Raw genomic sequence first — 16,958 nt, forward strand, 5'->3', positions numbered from 1 at the left:
GCGCAGGTCGAGCGGCTCCGGACCCGCGCCGTCGTCAGTCGTCCGTGTCGTCGTCGACGTCGTCGTCCGGGTCGTCGGCGTCCTCGTCGTCGCCGTCGTCGTCCCCGTCGGCCGGCACGGGCGCCGGGACCGGCACGACCGGGACGGGGGCGGTGCCGGCGCCCTGCTCGGCGGGCGGGCTCTGCGGGGCCGGTGCGGCCGGGGCCGCGGGCGCGGTCGTGGCGGCGGGGTCCACGGCGGCGGGATCGGTCGCGGCGGGATCGGCGCCGGCCGGATCGTTGCTCGACGGGTCGGCGTCCGAAGTCTCGCCGGCACCGGGGGCCCGGCTCGGTCCGACGACGGGCGTCGAGCCGATCTCGGTGACCTGCGGAGGCTGCTGCAGCGCGCTCGCGACGGTGACGACTCCCCCGGCGATCGCGGCCAGGCAGAGGGCCGCTGCGGCGGCGAGCAGGACGGGACCACGGCGGGGCATCGGCGTCTCCTGACCGGTCGTGTCGGGATCGGGGCGGCGGAACGGGTTTCCTGGTGATTTTCTCATGCGGCGAGGATCCTTCCTGAGAGGCGGGCGAGGGACCGGGCGGCCGGCGCACGCCAGGCCGGGCGGAAGAGGTAAAGGCAGCCGAGCCGGAACCGGGCCGCGGTCTCGGAGGCGGCGAGGCGCCCGGGCGAGGCGCCCGCGTGCTCGGCAGCGCGGTCGACGACCGCGGTGGCCCGGGCCGCGAGATCTGCGGGCAGCAGGCCCTGCGCGGTGCGCAGCCGCAGGTGCGCCCGCAGGTTGCCGAGGTCGAGCGCCGCCTCGGCCCGCGCGGCGGTGTCGAGGTCGAGCAGGGCGAGCCCGCCCTCCGCGACCAGCAGCTGCTTGTCGTGCAGGTCGCGATGGGCGAGCACGAGCGGCTCGACGGGCCCCGCGAGGAGCGACTCCCCTACCCGCTCGGCGGCGGCGAGCATCTCGGCTCGCAGGCCGCGGAGGAGCAGCGGTGCGGCGTGGGCGGCCCAGCGCGCGACGACGGCGGCCTCCGCCTCCGGCCCGTGCTCGGGCAGCTCGGCCGGCGCCGCGGGCAGGAGCGCCCAGCCCTCGGCCCAGCGCTCCCAGAGCGCGGACCACTGCTCGGCGGTGGTCCGCGGGTCGGAGCCGACCTCGAGCACGGTGCGTCCGGGCAGCGCCGAGAAGCGGACGAGTCCCTCCGGGTCGTCCGGTCGCTCCAGCACCCGCGGCAGAGCGAAGCCCGCCGCGAAGGCCTCGGCGCTCCGGTGGGCGGCGAGCACCGCGGGGGCGGCCTGCGGGCGGAGGACCTTGAGGAAGCTGCCGCCGTCCGCGGCGCGCACCACGGCTCGGCGACCGGGCCGGTGCACGATCACGGCGCCCTCGCGGCGGGCGTGCGCGAGCGCCGGGAGCCGGCGGTCGGTGCCGGCGGGGAGCAGCTCGACACCGCGCTCGGGGGTCCAGCGGCCGGCGCGCACCTCCGGCGAGTCCGCACTCAGGGCCTCGAGATCCGCTCCGTCGAGGGACGGCCAGGCGCGCGAGACGGTCCACGTCACGGCGTCCTCGACGACCTCGGCGGGGACGGCGGGCGCCGCGCTCAGCGGGCTCGGCAGGTCCGGGGCGCTCAGCATCCGAGCACCTCCTCGGCACGGGTGACGGCGTCGTCGAGGCGCTCGCGCCAGTCCGGCAACGCGGTGCGGAAGGGCTCGACCGCGCGCAGCAGCACGCCCGAGGCGGTGCGGCGGCGCAGCGCCGCCTCGTCGACGGCACCGCCGGCGGCCCGGTAGGCCTCGAGAAGCGCTTCCGCGAGGGCGGAGCCGGGGGCCTCGGCCGCGAGCAACCCGCCGAGGTCGCGCTCGGGCTCGTCGAGGCGGACCCGATCGAAGTCGATCAGGCGGACGCCGTCGCCGACGAGGACCTGGTCCGCGGAGAAGTCGCCGTGCACGACGACGGACCGCGCCGGCGTCGCATCGCGGGGGGCGCCGAGGGTCGCCACCAGGCGCTCGAGGCGCGGAGCGAGGCCCGGGGCGAGGTCGGCGAGCGCGCGGACGGCCGTGGCGACCTCGTCGCGGGAGCCGGCGGGCACGCGCACTCCGCGCACCTCGTGCAGCCGGGCGAGTGCCGCGCCGGCGGCCTCGGCGGCGCCGGCCGACGGCTGTTCGGCCAGATCGCCCTCCCCCCACCACGGCGTCGAGGCCGCTCCGGAGCCGAGCACCGTCGGCGCGAGCACCGGCACGCCCCGCGCGGCCAGCTCCGCCTGCACGCGCGCGACCTCGGCGACCGCCGCCGCGGCTCCCCGGGGGACGATCTTGACCACGCGCGACCCGTCCGCGAGGACCAGCCGGCGGTGCGGGTTGTGCCGGAGCACGCGCGACCGCTCGAGGAGCCCCGGCTCGCTCCGCTCCAGGCGCCGAAGAGTCGGCGAGAGCTCGCGGTCGGCGTGAGCCGGTCCGCTGAGGGCCGCGAGCGCCGGGTGCTCGCGCAGCTCGACGCCGACGCGGGCGGCGCGCTCGCGGGTCTTCGCGAGCTTGGCCGGGTCGGCGTAGGAGGCGATCCAGCCCGGGCCGTCGGGCGCGTCGAAGGCGACCACGACGTCGGCCGCCCGCTTCCAGCGCCGCCGGGTGACGCGCAAGGGGTGGCCGAGGGCGTCGGCGAGTCGGCGGGGATCGAGCAGCTCGGCGAGGGCGGGCAGCGCCGGGTCGCGGCGGGCGAGGTCGGCGACGGCCGCCTCCGTGACGGCGGTCGCGCCGGCGCCGGTGCGGGCGCTCATGCGCGCACCTCCGCTCCGGGCTCGGTCGCCGCGGCGCGGTGGAACCAGGCGGCGACGCGGGAGTCGCGGCCCAGCAGCTCCTCGGGCGAGCCGTCCTCGACGATGCGGCCGTCCTCGAGCCAGAGCAGCCGGTCGGCGCCCGCGATCGCGGCGGGGTCGTGGGTGATCGAGATCGTGGTGCGGCCGCGGGTGAGCTCGGCGAGCGACTGCGCGACCTGGGCACGCGCCTCCGGATCGAGCCCGGTCGTCGCCTCGTCGAGGACGACCACCGGCGCGTCGCGCAGCAGAGCGCGGGCGATGGCGATCCGCTGACGCTGGCCGCCGGAGAGGGTCCCGCCGCGCTCGCCGAGCACGGTCTCGAAGCCGTGCGGCAGCGCCTGCACGAAGTCGAGCGCGTTCGCGCGGCGGGCGGCCTCCTCCACCTCGGCGTCGGTGGCGTCGAGGCGTCCGTAGCGGATGTTCTCGCGGACCGTCGTGGCGAAGAGGACCGAGTCCTGCAGCAGCAGCGAGATGCTCGAGCGCAGGCTCGCGAGCGTCGCGTCGCGCAGATCCGTCCCGTCGATCGCGATGCGGCCGCTCCGCGGGTCGGAGGCGCGCACGAGCAGGCTCACGAGCGTCGACTTGCCGGCTCCGGAGGCGCCGAGCAGGCAGACGCTCTCGCCGCCGCGCAGCTGCAGCGACAGGTCGGTGAACAGCGGGCGGCCGTAGCCGTCGTCCACGCCGATCGCCTCGAACGAGACGGCGCCGGCCGTGGTCACGAGCGCTCGCGCGCCCGGGCGGTCGTGCACCTCGATCTCCTCGTCGAGGAGGTCGGCGACCCGCTCGCCCGAGGCGGCGGCGCGCGCGATCCGGCCGGTGTACTTCGCGAGGTCCTTCAGCGGTCGCATCGCGATCTTGAGGTACATCGTGAAGACGACGAGGTCGCCCGGGGTCATCTGCCCCTCGAGCACCCGCCAGCCGCCGCCGGTCAGGACGAGGGCGGTCGCGACGCCGACGATGACGTCGGTGCGGCGCTCGAGCGCGGCGGCGAGCCGCCGGGCCTTCACTCCCTGGTGCAGCGCCGTCGCGTTGCCGCGGTCGAACGCGTCGCCCACCTCCTTCTCCAGCCCGTAGGCCTGAACGACGCGGATCGCCCCGAGGGTCTGCGCGGCGGTGTCGGCCAGCGCGCCCTCACCCTTGCGGGTGGAGCGCGAGGCGCTGGTGATCGAGCTGGAGCTGCGGCGCGAGGAGACGAGGTAGACGATCGACGCGCCGATCACGACCAGGGTGAGCAGCGGATCCAGCCACAGCATCACGACGGTCAGGACGACCAGCGTGATCACATTGCCGACCAGCGGGAGCCCGGCGGTGACCGCGACCTCCTGCAGCCGGCCGATGTCGCCGACCAGCCGCTGCACGGTGTCGCCGGCCGAGGAGACCGTGTGGTACCGCAGCGAGAGGGCCTGCACGTGCGCGAAGACGCGGGCGCGGAGCGCGGTCGCGACCCGCGAGCCGACCAGCGCGAAGGCGATCGTGGAGAGATAGGCGGTGATCGCGCGCAGGCCGACCAGGCCGAGCAGGATCGCGCCGCAGGCGACGAGGAGGCCGATGGTGGCGGGCGGGGTGCCGGCGTTGGCGCCGGCCGTGGCGCCCAGGCTCGCGCTGACGCTGTCGATCACGATCTTCAGCGGCCACGGCTCGAGGACCCGGAGGATCACCTCGGCCAGCAGCGCGACGAGGCCGCCGAGCATCAGGAGGCGGTGCTCGCGCAGGTGCGGGCGGACGATGCCGAGGCTGCGGCGGAGGGCGCCGGGGTCGGGGGTGCTGCGGCTCGCGCGGCTCATGCGGCGGCCTCCTCGGTGCTGTCGGTGGTGGTGCCGGTGCGGATGCCGTCGATGCTCATGCCCGCGGTGCGCATGGCCTCGGTGCCGGTGACCGCGGAACGATCGACGGGGACGGCGGCGAGGATCCGCTCGAGCACCCGCGACCAGTCGTGCTCAGCGACCGCGTCGGCCCGGGCGGCCGCGCCCATCGCGCGGCGGCGGGCGGGGTCGGCGGCGAGGTCCGCGACGGCCGCGGCGAGCGCCTCCGGCCGCCCCGGCTCGACGACGAGGCCGGTGACCCCGTGCCGGAGGATCGCGGGGATCTGCCCGACGCCGGTGGCGATCACAGGCAGACCGGCGGCCAGGTACTCGTAGACCTTGAGCGGCGAGAAGTAGTCCTGGCCCTCGCGGGCCGGGTACGGAGCGACGCCGACGTCGAGGCGGGCGAGCTGCGCGGGCATGTCCTCCGGGGCGACGGCGCCGGTGAACTCGACGTCGAGGCCGAGGCGACCGGCCTGCTCGCGCAGGGCCGGTCCCTCCGGGCCGTCGCCGACGACGAGCAGCCGCACGCGCTCGGGGTCGAGCAGCGCGACGGCGTCGACCAGGCCGCCGACGCCGTGCCACGGCTTGAGCGTGCCGACGAAGCCGACGACGAGCGGGTCGCCGGAGCGGGCCGGGCCGGGAACGATGCGGCGCGTGTTGACGCCGTTGGGCGCGACGAGCGGCGAGGCGGCACCGTGCTCGGCGGCCCAGCGGGCGACGGGCTCGGAGACGCAGGCGACGGCCGCGGCCGAGGACAGCACCGCGCGGGTCGCCCGCTCCGCCCCCGCCTCGTCGACGAGGACGCGGTGCTCGCGCTGCTCGTCGATCAGGGGCGCGTTCACCTCGAGCACCGCGGGCACGCCGAGGGCGCGCGAGACCAGGGCGGAGGCGCGGCTGAAGAGGGAGTAGCGCTCGTGCACGAGGTCGCAGCCGTCGAGCACGACCGCCTCGGCGAGGTGCGCGGCCGCCTCGGCCACGGCGCGCTCGCGCTCGGCCGGGTCCTGCACGCGGGTGCGGTGCTCGAGCACCTCGACGTCCTGCAGATCGGCGGGGACGCTGTCGCCGGCCCGGGCGCAGTAGACGCGCACCTCGTCGCCGCGCGCGCGGTAGGCGCGCAGGATCTCCTGGGCGTGGACGGAGGAGCCCTTGCGGCCGAAGACCGGCACGCCGGGGTCCGCGCAGACGAAGGCGACGCGCATCACGCCACCTCCGCCGCGAGGTGGGCGGGCGCGGTCGCCGCGAGGGTCAGCGCGGCGAGCGTGCGCGCCTGCCCGCGGGAGTCGAACTCGCGCTCCACCAGCGCGCGGGCACGGGCGGCGGTCCCGGCGGTGTCGAAGGCGGGATCCGCCACCCGCTGGAGCGCGCGGGCGAGGTCGTCCGCGCGGCCCGGGCGGCAGAGGACGCCGGTGTCGCCGTCGCGGATCACCTCGGGAATCCCGGTGACCGCGGTCGAGATGCAGGGCACCCCGGTGGCCATCGCCTCCAGCAGCACGGTCGGCAGACCGTCGGCGTTGCCGTCGGCGCCGACCACGCAGGGGGCGACGAAGACGTCGGCGCGGCGCAGCAGCTCCGCGACCTCGTTCTGCGGCACCGGGCCGAGGAGCCGGACGCTCCCGTCGAGGCCGGCGGCGCGGATCCGCTCGGCGAGAGCGTCGTGCAGCTCGCCTCCGCCGGCGATCTTGACCTCGACGGCGGTCCCCCCGAGCGCGAGCATCGCGACGGCGTCGACGAGCACCGAGAAGCCCTTCTTCTCGACCAGCCGGCCGACCGCGGCGACCCGGAGCACGCCGGTGCGCTCGGGGCGCGGCGAGAAGGCGAAGCGGTCGAGCTCCAGCCCGTTGTAGACCCGGTGCACCCGGGCGGACGCGGCCGGGAAGCGCGCGGCGAGGTGCAGCACGTTGTAGTCGCTGACCGTCACGGCGAACCGAGCGTCGGCGAGCTTGCGCTCCAGGTCCGCGGCGTCGACGGACTCGTGGAAGAGGTCCTTGGCGTGCGCGGTGAAGGAGTAGGGCACTCCGGTCAGCAGCGACGCGAGCCGGGCGACCGTGGTGGCGCTCGACGCGAAGTGCGCGTGCAGGTGCGTGACGCCCTCGCGCTGCACGGCGGCGGCGAGCTGCACGGCCTGCGCCGCATCCTCCGGGCTCGCGCGCAGCAGCTCCGGCAGCAGCCGGCCGACGGCGGCGAGCAGCTCGGGCGACTGCTCGGCGGCCCGCAGGCCCTGCCAGAGGGCGGACGCCTTGACCGGCTTGTCGAGGTAGCGCACAGGGGCGCTCACCCGGGCGAGCTCGGGGTGGAACCGCGGGTCGTCGGGCGCGCGCAGCGAGAAGATCACCAGGTCCTCTCCCGCGGCCTCGCGGGCCAGGATCTCGGAGACGACGAAGGTCTCGGAGAAGCGCGGGTAGACCTTGAGGACGTAGGCGGTGCGGGACATCGGGGCTCCTCCGGAGGCGGTGGCGGACGGGACGGGGGCAGCGGGCGGGGTGGTGGCCGGGGCGTCAGACGGCACGGTCCGCCTCCTCGACCGCGGTGCCGCGGGCGGCAGTGACGAGGCGGGCGGCGAGCGGGCCGACGGCGGCGAGACCGTCGAGGTCGATCCCCGTGCGCTGCACCTCGGTGCCGACCCTCGCCGCGAACCAGGCGCCGAGCCGCTCGGCGCTGACCTCGGCGGGCGCGAGGACCTCGACGGCGCCGCGGGCCTCGAGCGCCTCCGCCCGCAGCCGCTGCTCCTGGCGGCGGTGCGAGCGCGGCACGATCAGGGCCGGCACCGTGGTGCTCATCACCTCGCAGACCGTGTTGTAGCCGCCCATGCTCACGACGGCGGAGGCCCGGCGCAGCAGCGCGAGCGCGTCCGGGACCGAGCGGACCACCGTGGTCGCGGGGCCGGCGGCGGCGCGGATCGCCCGCCGGTGCTCGGCCGGCATCTGCGGTCCGGTGACGACGACGTGGCGGTAGCCGGCCGGCACCTCGGCCGCCACCGCCGCCTCGGCGATCGCGCGGCCGTCGGAGCCGCCGCCGACCGTGGTGAGGACGAAGGGCTCCTCGACCACGGAGTGACCGGCGCCGAGCCGGCCGTTCGCGAGGAAGCCGGTGTGCGCGACGAGGTCGTGCAGCCCGCGCGGGATCTCGCCAGTGGCCGCAGGATCGTGCACGGCCGGGTCGCCGTAGACCCAGACGGCGTCGTACAGCTCGCGGACGGCGCCGGCCCCGCCGATCGCCTTCCACTCGGCCGAGGTCGCGGAGCGGCGGTCGAGCACGTCGCGCAGCCCGAGCACCACGACCGCGGCGGGGTTCGCCGCGCGGACGGCCCGCAGCGCCGGCTCGAGCTCGCCCTGCACGCCGAACGCGTGCCGGTCGACGATCACCAGGTCGGGGGCGAAGGCGGCGAGACCGGCGCGGACCACGTCGCCGCGCAGGCTCGTCAGGGTGCGCAGCTCGACGTCGAGGTGGCGCGAACGGTAGCCCTGGTCGCCGGTGGTGACGCCGGGGAGGGCGAGCCAGTCCCAGCCGTCGGGGGCGGTGAACGCGGTGGCGGAGGACTGACCCGTCACCAGCAGGCCGGTCACCTCCTCGCCGAGCAGCTCCGGCAGCGCGGTGTTCAGGGCGTGCGCGAGGGCGACGTTGCGCCGCACGTGGCCGAGCCCCACCGAGTCGTGCGAGTACAGGGCGATGCGGATGACCATGGCGTTCCCCTCGGAGGCGGTGAGCACGGCCCGGTGGCCGTGGCGGATCCTCGACCCGTGCTCACAGCCTCCCGACGGGGCGTAAGCCGGGTGTGAGACGAAGATGAGAGCCGTCTCATCTGCGGCCGTCGATCCCCTCGGCTCCCTCGGGAAGAGAAGCGGCCGCCCCCGCGTTGCAGGGTGCATGCCTTCGACGAGCAGCACTGTCACCGCCCCCTCCCGCGCCTCGATCGACACGACCGAGTCGGCCCGCGCCGGCTGGGAGTCGTGGCTCGCGCGCCGCGCCGAGCGGGTCACCGGCCCGCGCGGCGACCTCGCCCTGGTCGAGACCCGCTGGCTCGAGCCGGGCGAGAGCGTCGACGACGAGGCCGCGCTGGCCGGCTACGGGCCGACCGCGACGCTCACCCGGATGCGCCGCGCGAGCCTGGACACCGGCGAGGAGGAGTACGGCTACCGCGTCTGGGACGCGGCCTCCGAGGGCATCCGCTCGTTCGACGCGATCGAGACCTTCCCCTTCGACGCCGCCTGGGTGCTCGAGGCCTGGTTCGAGCCGGTCGACGACGCGCGGACGATCCCGTTCGAGCACCTCCGCGACAACGGCGCGACCCGCGACCTGGTCGTGCCCGGCGACATCACCTTCTCCCTCGTCGACGACGGGAGGGCGCACGAGTACACGGTGGCCGCGTTCGACGACGGCGGCACCCTGCTCGTCCCGTTCGGCGACCCGACCAACCGCAGCGACGACCCGGCGCTGAAGAGCTACCCGGTCGGCCGGTTCCTGGTCGTGCAGCGCCTCGGCGGAGCGGCCGACGCCGGCACGCCCGGCCCGGTGCTGCTCGACTTCAACCGCGCCTACATCCCGCCGTGCGGGTTCTCGCCGCACTACAACTGCCCGCTGCCGCCCGCGCAGAACCGCCTCGGCGTCGCGGTGACCGCCGGCGAGCGCCGGGTGCTGCGCGCCGACTGAGGCCGCCGACTGAGGCCGCCGCCCGCCCGCTCCCGCGGAGGGCGCCGGCCTCGGGTCAGAGACTCTCCCACGTCGTGCGCGCGGCCGGACCCGGCACGATCCGGACGCGGTCTATCGACGACCGGCGCCCCTCCCGGTCGACGAAGGCGAGCGCGAGCCGCTCCCCAGAGTCCGCGTCGGCGGCGAGGGAGGCCGCGCCGTGCGGGGCCGGGCGGTTCTCGTCGCCCCACTGGGCGAGCGCGACGAGGACGAGCTTGAGCGCCCGGCCCTGCTCGGTGAGCTCGTAGCGCGAGCGCTCGCGCGAGCCCTCCGGCCGGTAGGGCACCTTCTCGAAGATCCCGGCCTCGGTCAGGGTGCGCAGCCGCGCCGAGAGCACGTCGCTCGGCACTCCGAGCCGCTCGCGGAACTCCGAGTAGGTGCTCGCCCCGCGGAGCGCCTCGCGGACGATCAGGAGGCTCCAGCGCTCGCCGAGCAGCTCGAGCGACCGGGCGACCGAGCAGCGCTCGGCCCGGTCGTCGTCGACGCCGACGGGGCTGCTCTCGACGGGGCGGGGGGCGGTGGACACGCTACGAGGATATCGCCGGGGCACCTCGCTTGGACATTCCAAGCCAGGGCGCTAGCGTGACCTCCATGCCGACTCCCAGCACCCTCGTCCGCCCTTCCGCGCGCTTCGGGCGGCGAGGCGCCTTCTGGGTCTCGACGCTCGTGCTGGCGCTCTGCCTCTGGTCCAGCGGCGCCCCCTCCGTGCTCTACCCGAGCTACGCCCAGGAGTGGGGCCTCTCCCCCGTCGTCATCACCTCGGTCTTCGGCGCCTACCCCGTCGCGCTGCTGCTCGCGCTGCTCCTGGTCGGCGGACTGTCCGACGTGATCGGGCGGCGGCGGACGATGCTGCTGGGCATCGCGCTGATCGCGGTCTCGGCGGTCGTGTTCTCGCTCGCGGACGGCGTCGCGCTGCTCTACGTCGGCCGGGCGATGCAGGGCGTCGGGACCGCGCTGGCGCTCAGTGCGGCGAGCGCCTCCCTCGTGGACAACAACGTGTCCGCCAATCCGCGCCTGCCCTCCTCGCTGACGACCGTGTCGACCGCCGCGGGGCTCACCCTCTCCCTGCTGCTCTCGGGCGCGCTCGCGCAGTACGCGCCGCTGCCGCTGCAGCTGAGCTACTGGGTCCTGGCGCTGGTCGGCGCGGTCACCCTCGTCCTGCTGGCCCTCGGCCGTGACGACCGCCCGGTCGCCGGCGCCCGCTGGCGGCCGCACCTCCCCTCCGTGCCGGTCGGCCTCCGGAGGGCGTACGCCGGTGCGACCCTCGCCGTCTCGGTCGCCTACGCGGTCGGCGCCCTCGTGCTCTCGCTCGGCGCGCAGATGGCGCGGGAGCTGACCGGCACGACCGACCTGCTCGTGATCGGCTCGGTGCTGGCGCTCTCGTCGATCGTGATCGGGCTCACCGCGCTGGCGATCCAGCGCGTGCACGCGCACCTCGCGATCATCGTCGGCGCCGTCGTCGCGATAGCCGGGCTCGCGCTGATGGAGTGGACGGCGGCGAGCGGCTCGCTCGTGCTGTTCGTCGCCTTCATGATCGTCGGCGGCGTCGGCTACTCGCTCAGCTTCTCGGGCGGGCTCGCGCTGGTCGGGCAGGCGGCTCCGGCCGAGCACCGCGGCTCGATGATCTCGGCCGTGTACCTCCTGAGCTACCTGGTCCAGGCGATCACGGCCGTCGCGGCCGGGGCCGTGGCGACGGCGCTGGGGCTGGAGGCGGCGATCGACCTGGTCGCGCCGGCCGTGGCGGTCCTCGCCCTCGGCTCCGGGGTCGTCGCCGTGGTCGATCTGCGGCGCCGCCTCGCGGAGCGGCGCGACGCCGAGGCGGCCCCTGTCGCGGAGGTCGCGGCGGTGCAGCAGCGCTGACGGGCGCGCTCGACCGCGGAGAGCGGCGTCAGCTGAGGGCGATCAGGTGGTCGAGCGCCTCCGGCAGCCGGCGCAGCACCGAGACGTGGCCGTCGTCGGGGTGCTCGATCAGCTCGGCGGCCGGGAGCAGCGCCCGGAGCCGTCGGGCGTGCTGCGCCGGGATCACCCGGTCGAGCCCGCCCTGCACGAGCACGACCGGGCACCGGATCGCCGCGAGGTCGACTCCCCAGGGCGCGGCGAAGGCGACGTCGTCGTCGATGAGGCCGCCGTCGCCCCATTTCTCCGAGCGCGCGACGTCCTCGCCGAGGGCCGCCCACTCCCCCTCGAGGGCCGCGTAGTCGGCCGCCACGAACGACTCGGGGTCGAACTCGTCGGTCTCGGCGAAGCGGGCCCGCGCCTCGCGGCCGTCGCGCGCCGAGACGAGGCCGCCCGGAGCGGCCATGCCGTCGAACCAGGCGGGGTCGCCGTCGTACGGAGCGGGTGAGGCGAGGACGGCGACGCCGTCGACCCTGTCGCCGAGCAGTGCGGCGCAGGCCAGGGCGTGCGGACCGCCGCCGGAGGCGCCCGCGGTGAGGATCCGGTCGAGGCCCAGCGCGTCGAGCACGGTGTGGACGTCGTCCGCCGCGGAGGCGACGTCGCGGCCCAGGCGCTCGGTCGAGCCGCCGTAGCCGGGGCGCGCGTAGGAGAGGAGCCGGAGTCCGCGGGCGCGGGCGGCCTCGAGGACGGGGGTGAGCAGCGCGCCGGTCTGCGGGGAGCCGTGCTGCCAGAGGAGCGGACGGCCCTCGTCGCCGCTGTCGTGGGCGACGAGGATTTTGCCGTCGGCGGTCGCGATCTCGATGGTGCGGGTCATGTGCTGCTCCTGTCCTCTCGCGGACCGTGCAGTCCGCTGATCCCTCGGTCCGGACGGCTCAGCCGCCGGTGAGCGCTGAGCGGCGGGCGACCAGCTCGTCGAGCAGCAAGCGCTCGTCGACGGCGGCCGCGCGCCCGCCTCGCCCGGCGAGCTGCTGCTGGCGCACGTGCGCGAGCCGGGTCGCGGAGCGGAGGAAGCCGCGCATCGCCCGGGGCCGGTCGCCGCCGGCCACCCGGGCCCAGCGCAGTGCGGTGCGGCGGCCCTCGGCGGTGCCGATCATCCGCACCTCGGTCGGCGAGAGCCAGCCGGCCGCCGCGTAGTCGCCGAGCCGCGCGAGGGTGACCCGCCGCTCCTGCCGGCGCAGCAGCACGACGACCACCACAGCGACCACGAACAGCGGCACCTGCACCACGCCGTAGAAGCCGAACCAGTCGGAGACGAGGAACGACGAGCCGTTCCAGAGGGCGTGCAGGAACGCGGCGAGCGCGAGGCCGAGGAGCGCGATCGGCAGCCGGGCGGCCGGCGGGCGGTTCATCGCGAAGCCCAGCGCCGCGCCGAAGCAGGACGTGAAGAGTACGTGCGCGAAGGGCGAGAGCACGCCGCGGAGGAAGAAGGTGACGGCGAGCGAGCCGAGGCCGCCCTCCACCAGCGCGCTGCCGAAGTAGAGGATGTTCTCGACGAAGGCGAAGCCGGAGGCGACGACCGCCGCGTAGACGATGCCGTCGACCGGTCCGTCGAAGCTGCGGCGCCAGATCAGCAGGATCAGCAGGACGCCGAGTCCCTTCGCCGACTCCTCGACGATCGGCGCCTGGATCACGGCACCGACGAAGTCCGACTCGCTCGGCTGCGCGCCGGAGGCGTAGACCGCGATCTGCACGCCGAGATCGACCAGGAGCGCGATCGCCACCGAGCCGGCCGCTCCCCAGAGGAAGGCGAACCAGAGGCCGAGCGGCGCCTCCGGCTCCCAGCGGTCGACCCAGCGGACACCGGCCAGCACGACGAGCAGCGGCACCAGGGCGACGACCGCGCAGATTCCGGCGGCGGTCGCCCCGAGCCCGGAGACGACGTAGGCGAGGACCAGCAGCAGCAGGACACCCAGCAGCGCGACGCCGATCGCGCCCAGCACCGTCGGGACGATCGAGGGGCGGGCGGGGGCCGGCGGCGGGTAGGCGCTCATGGGGTCCGAGAGTAGGGCACCGGCGGGAGCGCGGCCCGGCGGTTGACAGCGGGTGCGGGCGGCCGGACATGCTGATCGAGTAGCCCGCGCAGAGGGCGTATCGAGCGGAGGGGCGCCTTCGGCGCCAGCGCAGGGCGGGGAAGAGACCGACGTCCTTGGGGTGGGAGGGTCTCGATACGCCCCTGCGGGGCTACTCGACCAGCATGACCTCGTCGGTGCGGGGGCGCCCCCATGCGATCGAGTAGCCCGCGCAGCGGGCGTATCGAGATCCACCACCGCCAGAAGGACGAGTCCGCACATCAGCCCTGCTGACGACAGCGGGTCTCGATACGCCCCTCCGGGCTACTCGACCAGCATGAACGGGATGCCGCCGCGTCCTCTCCCTCACCACCGAGTCGCGAAGCGGCTCCGTCGTGCACGTGGCGGGCGGCGCACCGCGCGGGGCCGTGTCCGATTCCCGCGATCCTCCGGCCGCAGGGCGTGCCAGTCTCGGAGCATGGTCGAGGATCCGCTGTTCGAGGAGCGCTACCGCGCGGTCGCCTCGCGCGACTCGCGCTTCGATGGCCGCTTCATCACCGGGGTGCACTCGACCGGCATCTACTGCCGGCCGAGCTGTCCCGCCACGACGCCACGGCCCGGGAACGTCCGGTTCTACCCGACCGCGGCGGCCGCGCACGAGGCGGGGCTGCGCGCCTGCAAGCGATGCCTCCCCGACGCGGTGCCCGGGTCCCCGGAGTGGAACCTGCGCGACGACACCGCGGCCCGCGCGATGCGGCTGATCGGCGACGGCGTGGTCGACCGCGAGGGCGTCGAGGGGCTGGCGGGGCGGCTCGGCTACGGCGCACGCCAGCTCGGGCGGATCCTGCGCGTCGAGCTGGGCGCGCCGCCGCTCGCCCTCGCCCGTGCGCAGCGGGCGCAGACCGCCCGGCTGCTGCTCACCGGGACGGAGCTACCGGTGTCGGAGGTGGCGTTCGCCGCAGGATTCGCGAGCATCCGGCAGTTCAACGCGACGATCCAGGAGGTGTATGAGCGCAGCCCGAGCGCCCTGCGCGCCTCGGCCCGGGGAGCCCGGTCGGAGGCGGCCGTGCACGCGGGCGCGACGACGCTCGCGCTTCGGCTCGCCGTGCGCGCGCCGTTCGATCCGGGGGTGCTCGCGGTCCTCGGCGCCGACGCGGTGCCGGGATTGGAGGAGGCCGGGCCGGGCCGGTACTCCCGCTCGCTCGCGCTTCCCGGAGGCCCGGCGATCGCGCGGCTCGAGCAGGACGGCGACGCGGTCCGCTGCACGGCGACGCTGGCCTCGGTGGCCGATGTCGGCCCCCTGGTCGCGCGGGTGCGCCGACTGCTCGACCTCGACGCCGATTCCGCCGCGATCGACGAGGCGCTGGGCGCGGATGCCGTGCTGGCGCCGCTCGTCGCCGCGACGCCGGGGATCCGCCTGCCTGGCTCCGTTGATCCGGCCGAGACTCTGCTCCGCACGCTGATCGGGCGGGGCGTCACGGCTGCCGCCGCACGCTGGGCACTGACCCGGTTGGTGGCGGCACTCGGCGAGCCGCTGCCCGCCGCCCTCGCGACCGGCGGCGTCACCCGCGCGTTCCCGTCACCCGCGGCGATCGCGGCGAGCGGTGCGGACCTGCTGCACGGCCCCGCCCGTCGGGTCGAGACCCTGCGCCGGGTCGCCGCCCTCCTCGCGGACGGCACCCTGCGCCTGGACGCGGGCCTGCCGCGCGAGGACCTGATGGAGCGCCTGCTCGCTGTCGACGGCATCGACCCGGCGACCGCCGGCTCCGTCGCGGCGCGGATCACCGGCGACCCGGACGTCCTGCCGGCCGGCGACCGCGCCGTGCGCGCCGGCGCCGCCGCGCTCGGCCTCCCGTCGACCCCTGGAGCCCTCACCGCGGCCGCCCGCCCCTGGGCCCCCTGGCGCAGCTACGCCGCCCTCCACCTCGCCGCGAGATGCCACTTGAGTACGCGACACGCCGCTGAGGACGTACACAAGTGGCATCTCGCGACGAGCGGGCCACGACGGACCACCGCTGAGTGCGACCCGCCCGGGTGATGCGCCTCGGCAGTTGCTCGCGCAGCAGATCCCCGCGAGATGCCACTTGGGTACGCGACACGCCGAGAAACGCGTGCACAAGTGGCATCTCGCGGAGGGAGGAGGCCGGGCTATTCCGTGGGGGGCTCGATGATCGGGAGGGACGCCGTCATCGCCTCGATGCCGGAGAGGCGGGCCGGCGAGATGAGGCGCAGGACCTCGTCGCGGGACATCAGGCCGGCCTCGACGACGAGGTCGGCGACGTTGCGGCCGGTCGCGAGCGCCGCCTTCGCGAGGGCAGCGGAGGCGGTGTAGCCGATGCTCGGGGTCAGCGCGGTCACGACTCCCACCGAGGAGGCGACCATCGCCTCCAGGCGGTCGATGTTCGCGGTGATGCCGTCGATGCAGTTGATCCGCAGGGTGAGGCAGGCCTGGGTCATCCAGGTGATGCTCTGCAGGAGCGAGTGCGCGATGACCGGCTCGAACGCGTTCAGCTGCAGCTGACCGGCCTCGGCGGCCATCGTCACGGTGACGTCGGCCCCCGCCACCGAGTAGGCGACCTGATTCACCACCTCCGGGATCACCGGGTTCACCTTCCCGGGCATGATGCTGGAGCCCGCCTGGCGCGGCGGGAGGTTGATCTCGCCGAAGCCGGCCTGCGGACCGGAGGAGAGCAGGCGCAGGTCGTTGCAGATCTTCGACAGCTTGATCGCCGAGCGCTTCAGCGCGCTCGAGAACGACATGAAGACGCCGGTGTCGCTGGTGGCCTCGACGAGGTCCTGCGCCATCTCGAGGTCGAGGTCGGTGAGCTCGTTGAGGTGGCGGACCGCGGCGGCGCCGTAGCGCGGGTCGGCGGTGATGCCGGTGCCGATCGCCGTCGCGCCGATGTTGACCTCGGCGAGCAGCCAGATCGTCTCGGACAGGCGCGCGTGGTCCTCACCCAGGGTCGTGGCGAAGCCGTGGAACTCCTGACCGAGCGTCATCGGCACCGCGTCCTGCAGCTGGGTGCGGCCGACCTTGAGGACACTGCCGAACTCGACGGCCTTCCGCGAGAACGAGGCCTGGAGCAGCGCGAGCTCGTCGAGCAGACGGCGCAGCGACCAGGTCATCGCGATCTTGATCGACGTCGGGTACACATCGTTCGTCGACTGGCTGCGGTTCACGTCGTCGAGCGGGTGCAGGAAGGCGTAGTCGCCCTTCGGCCGTCCGGCGATCTCGAGGGCGACGTTGGCGACGACCTCGTTCGCGTTCATGTTGGTCGAGGTGCCCGCGCCGCCCTGGATCACGCCGACCACGAACTGGTCGTGGAACTCGCCGTCGATGATGCGGCGGCAGGCCTGCTCGATCAGCTCGGCCTTGGCCGGCGCGAGGCTGCCGATCTCGGTGTTCGCCCGGGCGGCGGCGAGCTTGACGGTGGCGAGAGCCCGGACGAGGTCCGGGTAGATCGAGATCGGGCGCTTGGAGATCGGGAAGTTGTCCAGTGCCCGCGCGGTGTGGATGCCCCAGTAGGCGTCGGCCGGGATGTCGAGCGGGCCGAGCGAGTCGGTCTCGGTGCGGGTGTCGGCGTCCACGGGGGGTCCTTCCGGCGGGGCCTGCGGGGCGGTGAGCCGCGAGCCGATGCTCTCGGGGTCGGTGCTCTCGGGGAGGGTGGTCGAGGCGGATGTCACGTCAGCTCCGTCGCTGTCGTCGTGCGGCCCCGAAGGCTGCAGGGGGTCCGCGAACTGCCCGGCCAGCCTACGCCGGGGCTCCGATC

The 16,958-nt window shown here is 75.6% G+C and carries 14 protein-coding genes; 3 read left to right on the top strand and 11 right to left on the bottom strand.

What is annotated here, in order from left to right; genetic code table 11:
* Positions 1–34: 34 nt before the first annotated feature.
* The 7 genes from HQQ86_RS07905 to HQQ86_RS07935 form a co-directional block, all read right to left on the bottom strand.
* Complete coding sequence (locus tag HQQ86_RS07905; RefSeq protein WP_173287621.1) at positions 35–538, bottom strand: hypothetical protein; 504 nt, start codon at positions 536–538, stop codon at positions 35–37.
* Positions 535–1,614, bottom strand: coding sequence for a hypothetical protein (locus tag HQQ86_RS07910; protein WP_173287622.1), 1,080 nt, complete (start codon positions 1,612–1,614; stop codon positions 535–537). Before HQQ86_RS07910 ends, HQQ86_RS07905 begins: the two co-directional genes overlap by 4 nt.
* Complete coding sequence (locus tag HQQ86_RS07915) at positions 1,608–2,753, bottom strand: phosphotransferase family protein (protein ID WP_173287623.1); 1,146 nt, start codon at positions 2,751–2,753, stop codon at positions 1,608–1,610. Before HQQ86_RS07915 ends, HQQ86_RS07910 begins: the two co-directional genes overlap by 7 nt.
* Positions 2,750–4,576 carry an ABC transporter ATP-binding protein gene (locus HQQ86_RS07920; protein ID WP_173287624.1) on the bottom strand — a complete coding sequence of 609 codons (1,827 nt, stop codon included), beginning with the start codon at positions 4,574–4,576 and terminating at the stop codon, positions 2,750–2,752. The genes HQQ86_RS07915 and HQQ86_RS07920 overlap by 4 nt, the downstream gene beginning before the upstream one ends.
* On the bottom strand, positions 4,573–5,796 hold the full coding sequence (locus tag HQQ86_RS07925; protein WP_173287625.1) for a glycosyltransferase family 4 protein: 1,224 nt from the start codon (positions 5,794–5,796) through the stop codon (positions 4,573–4,575). Before HQQ86_RS07925 ends, HQQ86_RS07920 begins: the two co-directional genes overlap by 4 nt.
* Positions 5,796–7,028, bottom strand: a complete 1,233-nt coding sequence (locus HQQ86_RS07930; RefSeq protein WP_173287626.1) for a glycosyltransferase — start codon at positions 7,026–7,028, stop codon at positions 5,796–5,798. Before HQQ86_RS07930 ends, HQQ86_RS07925 begins: the two co-directional genes overlap by 1 nt.
* 64 nt (positions 7,029–7,092) lie before the next feature.
* A complete protein-coding gene (locus HQQ86_RS07935; RefSeq protein ID WP_173287627.1) occupies positions 7,093–8,277 on the bottom strand; it encodes a glycosyltransferase family protein in 1,185 nt (394 codons plus the stop codon).
* A 184-nt stretch (positions 8,278–8,461) separates the two neighbouring features.
* Here HQQ86_RS07935 and HQQ86_RS07940 point away from each other — a divergent pair, with 184 nt between their 5' ends.
* Positions 8,462–9,244 carry a DUF1684 domain-containing protein gene (locus HQQ86_RS07940; RefSeq protein ID WP_173287628.1) on the top strand — a complete coding sequence of 261 codons (783 nt, stop codon included), beginning with the start codon at positions 8,462–8,464 and terminating at the stop codon, positions 9,242–9,244.
* Positions 9,245–9,299: 55 nt separating this feature from the next.
* On the opposite strand, the gene HQQ86_RS07945 is transcribed toward HQQ86_RS07940, so the two are convergent.
* Positions 9,300–9,809 carry a helix-turn-helix domain-containing protein gene (locus HQQ86_RS07945; RefSeq protein ID WP_173287629.1) on the bottom strand — a complete coding sequence of 170 codons (510 nt, stop codon included), beginning with the start codon at positions 9,807–9,809 and terminating at the stop codon, positions 9,300–9,302.
* A 65-nt stretch (positions 9,810–9,874) separates the two neighbouring features.
* On the opposite strand from HQQ86_RS07945, the gene HQQ86_RS07950 reads away from it, so the two are divergent.
* Entirely contained in the window at positions 9,875–11,143 is a 1,269-nt protein-coding gene (locus HQQ86_RS07950) for an MFS transporter (protein ID WP_173287630.1), read from the top strand.
* Between the two features lie 28 nt (positions 11,144–11,171).
* Here the strand turns inward: HQQ86_RS07950 and HQQ86_RS07955 are convergent, their stop codons facing one another.
* Together HQQ86_RS07955 and HQQ86_RS07960 are read right to left on the bottom strand one after the other, a co-directional pair.
* Positions 11,172–11,993, bottom strand: a complete 822-nt coding sequence (locus HQQ86_RS07955; RefSeq protein WP_173287631.1) for an alpha/beta fold hydrolase — start codon at positions 11,991–11,993, stop codon at positions 11,172–11,174.
* Between the two features lie 58 nt (positions 11,994–12,051).
* Positions 12,052–13,170 carry a PrsW family intramembrane metalloprotease gene (locus HQQ86_RS07960; protein WP_173287632.1) on the bottom strand — a complete coding sequence of 373 codons (1,119 nt, stop codon included), beginning with the start codon at positions 13,168–13,170 and terminating at the stop codon, positions 12,052–12,054.
* Positions 13,171–13,666: 496 nt separating this feature from the next.
* On the opposite strand from HQQ86_RS07960, the gene HQQ86_RS07965 reads away from it, so the two are divergent.
* Entirely contained in the window at positions 13,667–15,226 is a 1,560-nt protein-coding gene (locus tag HQQ86_RS07965) for an Ada metal-binding domain-containing protein (RefSeq protein ID WP_173287633.1), read from the top strand.
* A 110-nt stretch (positions 15,227–15,336) separates the two neighbouring features.
* Here the strand turns inward: HQQ86_RS07965 and HQQ86_RS07970 are convergent, their stop codons facing one another.
* Positions 15,337–16,776 (bottom strand): aspartate ammonia-lyase, encoded by a 1,440-nt coding sequence (locus tag HQQ86_RS07970; RefSeq protein WP_367948653.1) that lies wholly within the window; start codon positions 16,774–16,776, stop codon positions 15,337–15,339.
* Between the last annotated feature and the right edge of the window lie 182 nt (positions 16,777–16,958).

The sequence above is a fragment of the Rathayibacter sp. VKM Ac-2857 genome (assembly GCF_013205025.1).
Taxonomy (GTDB): domain Bacteria; phylum Actinomycetota; class Actinomycetes; order Actinomycetales; family Microbacteriaceae; genus Rathayibacter.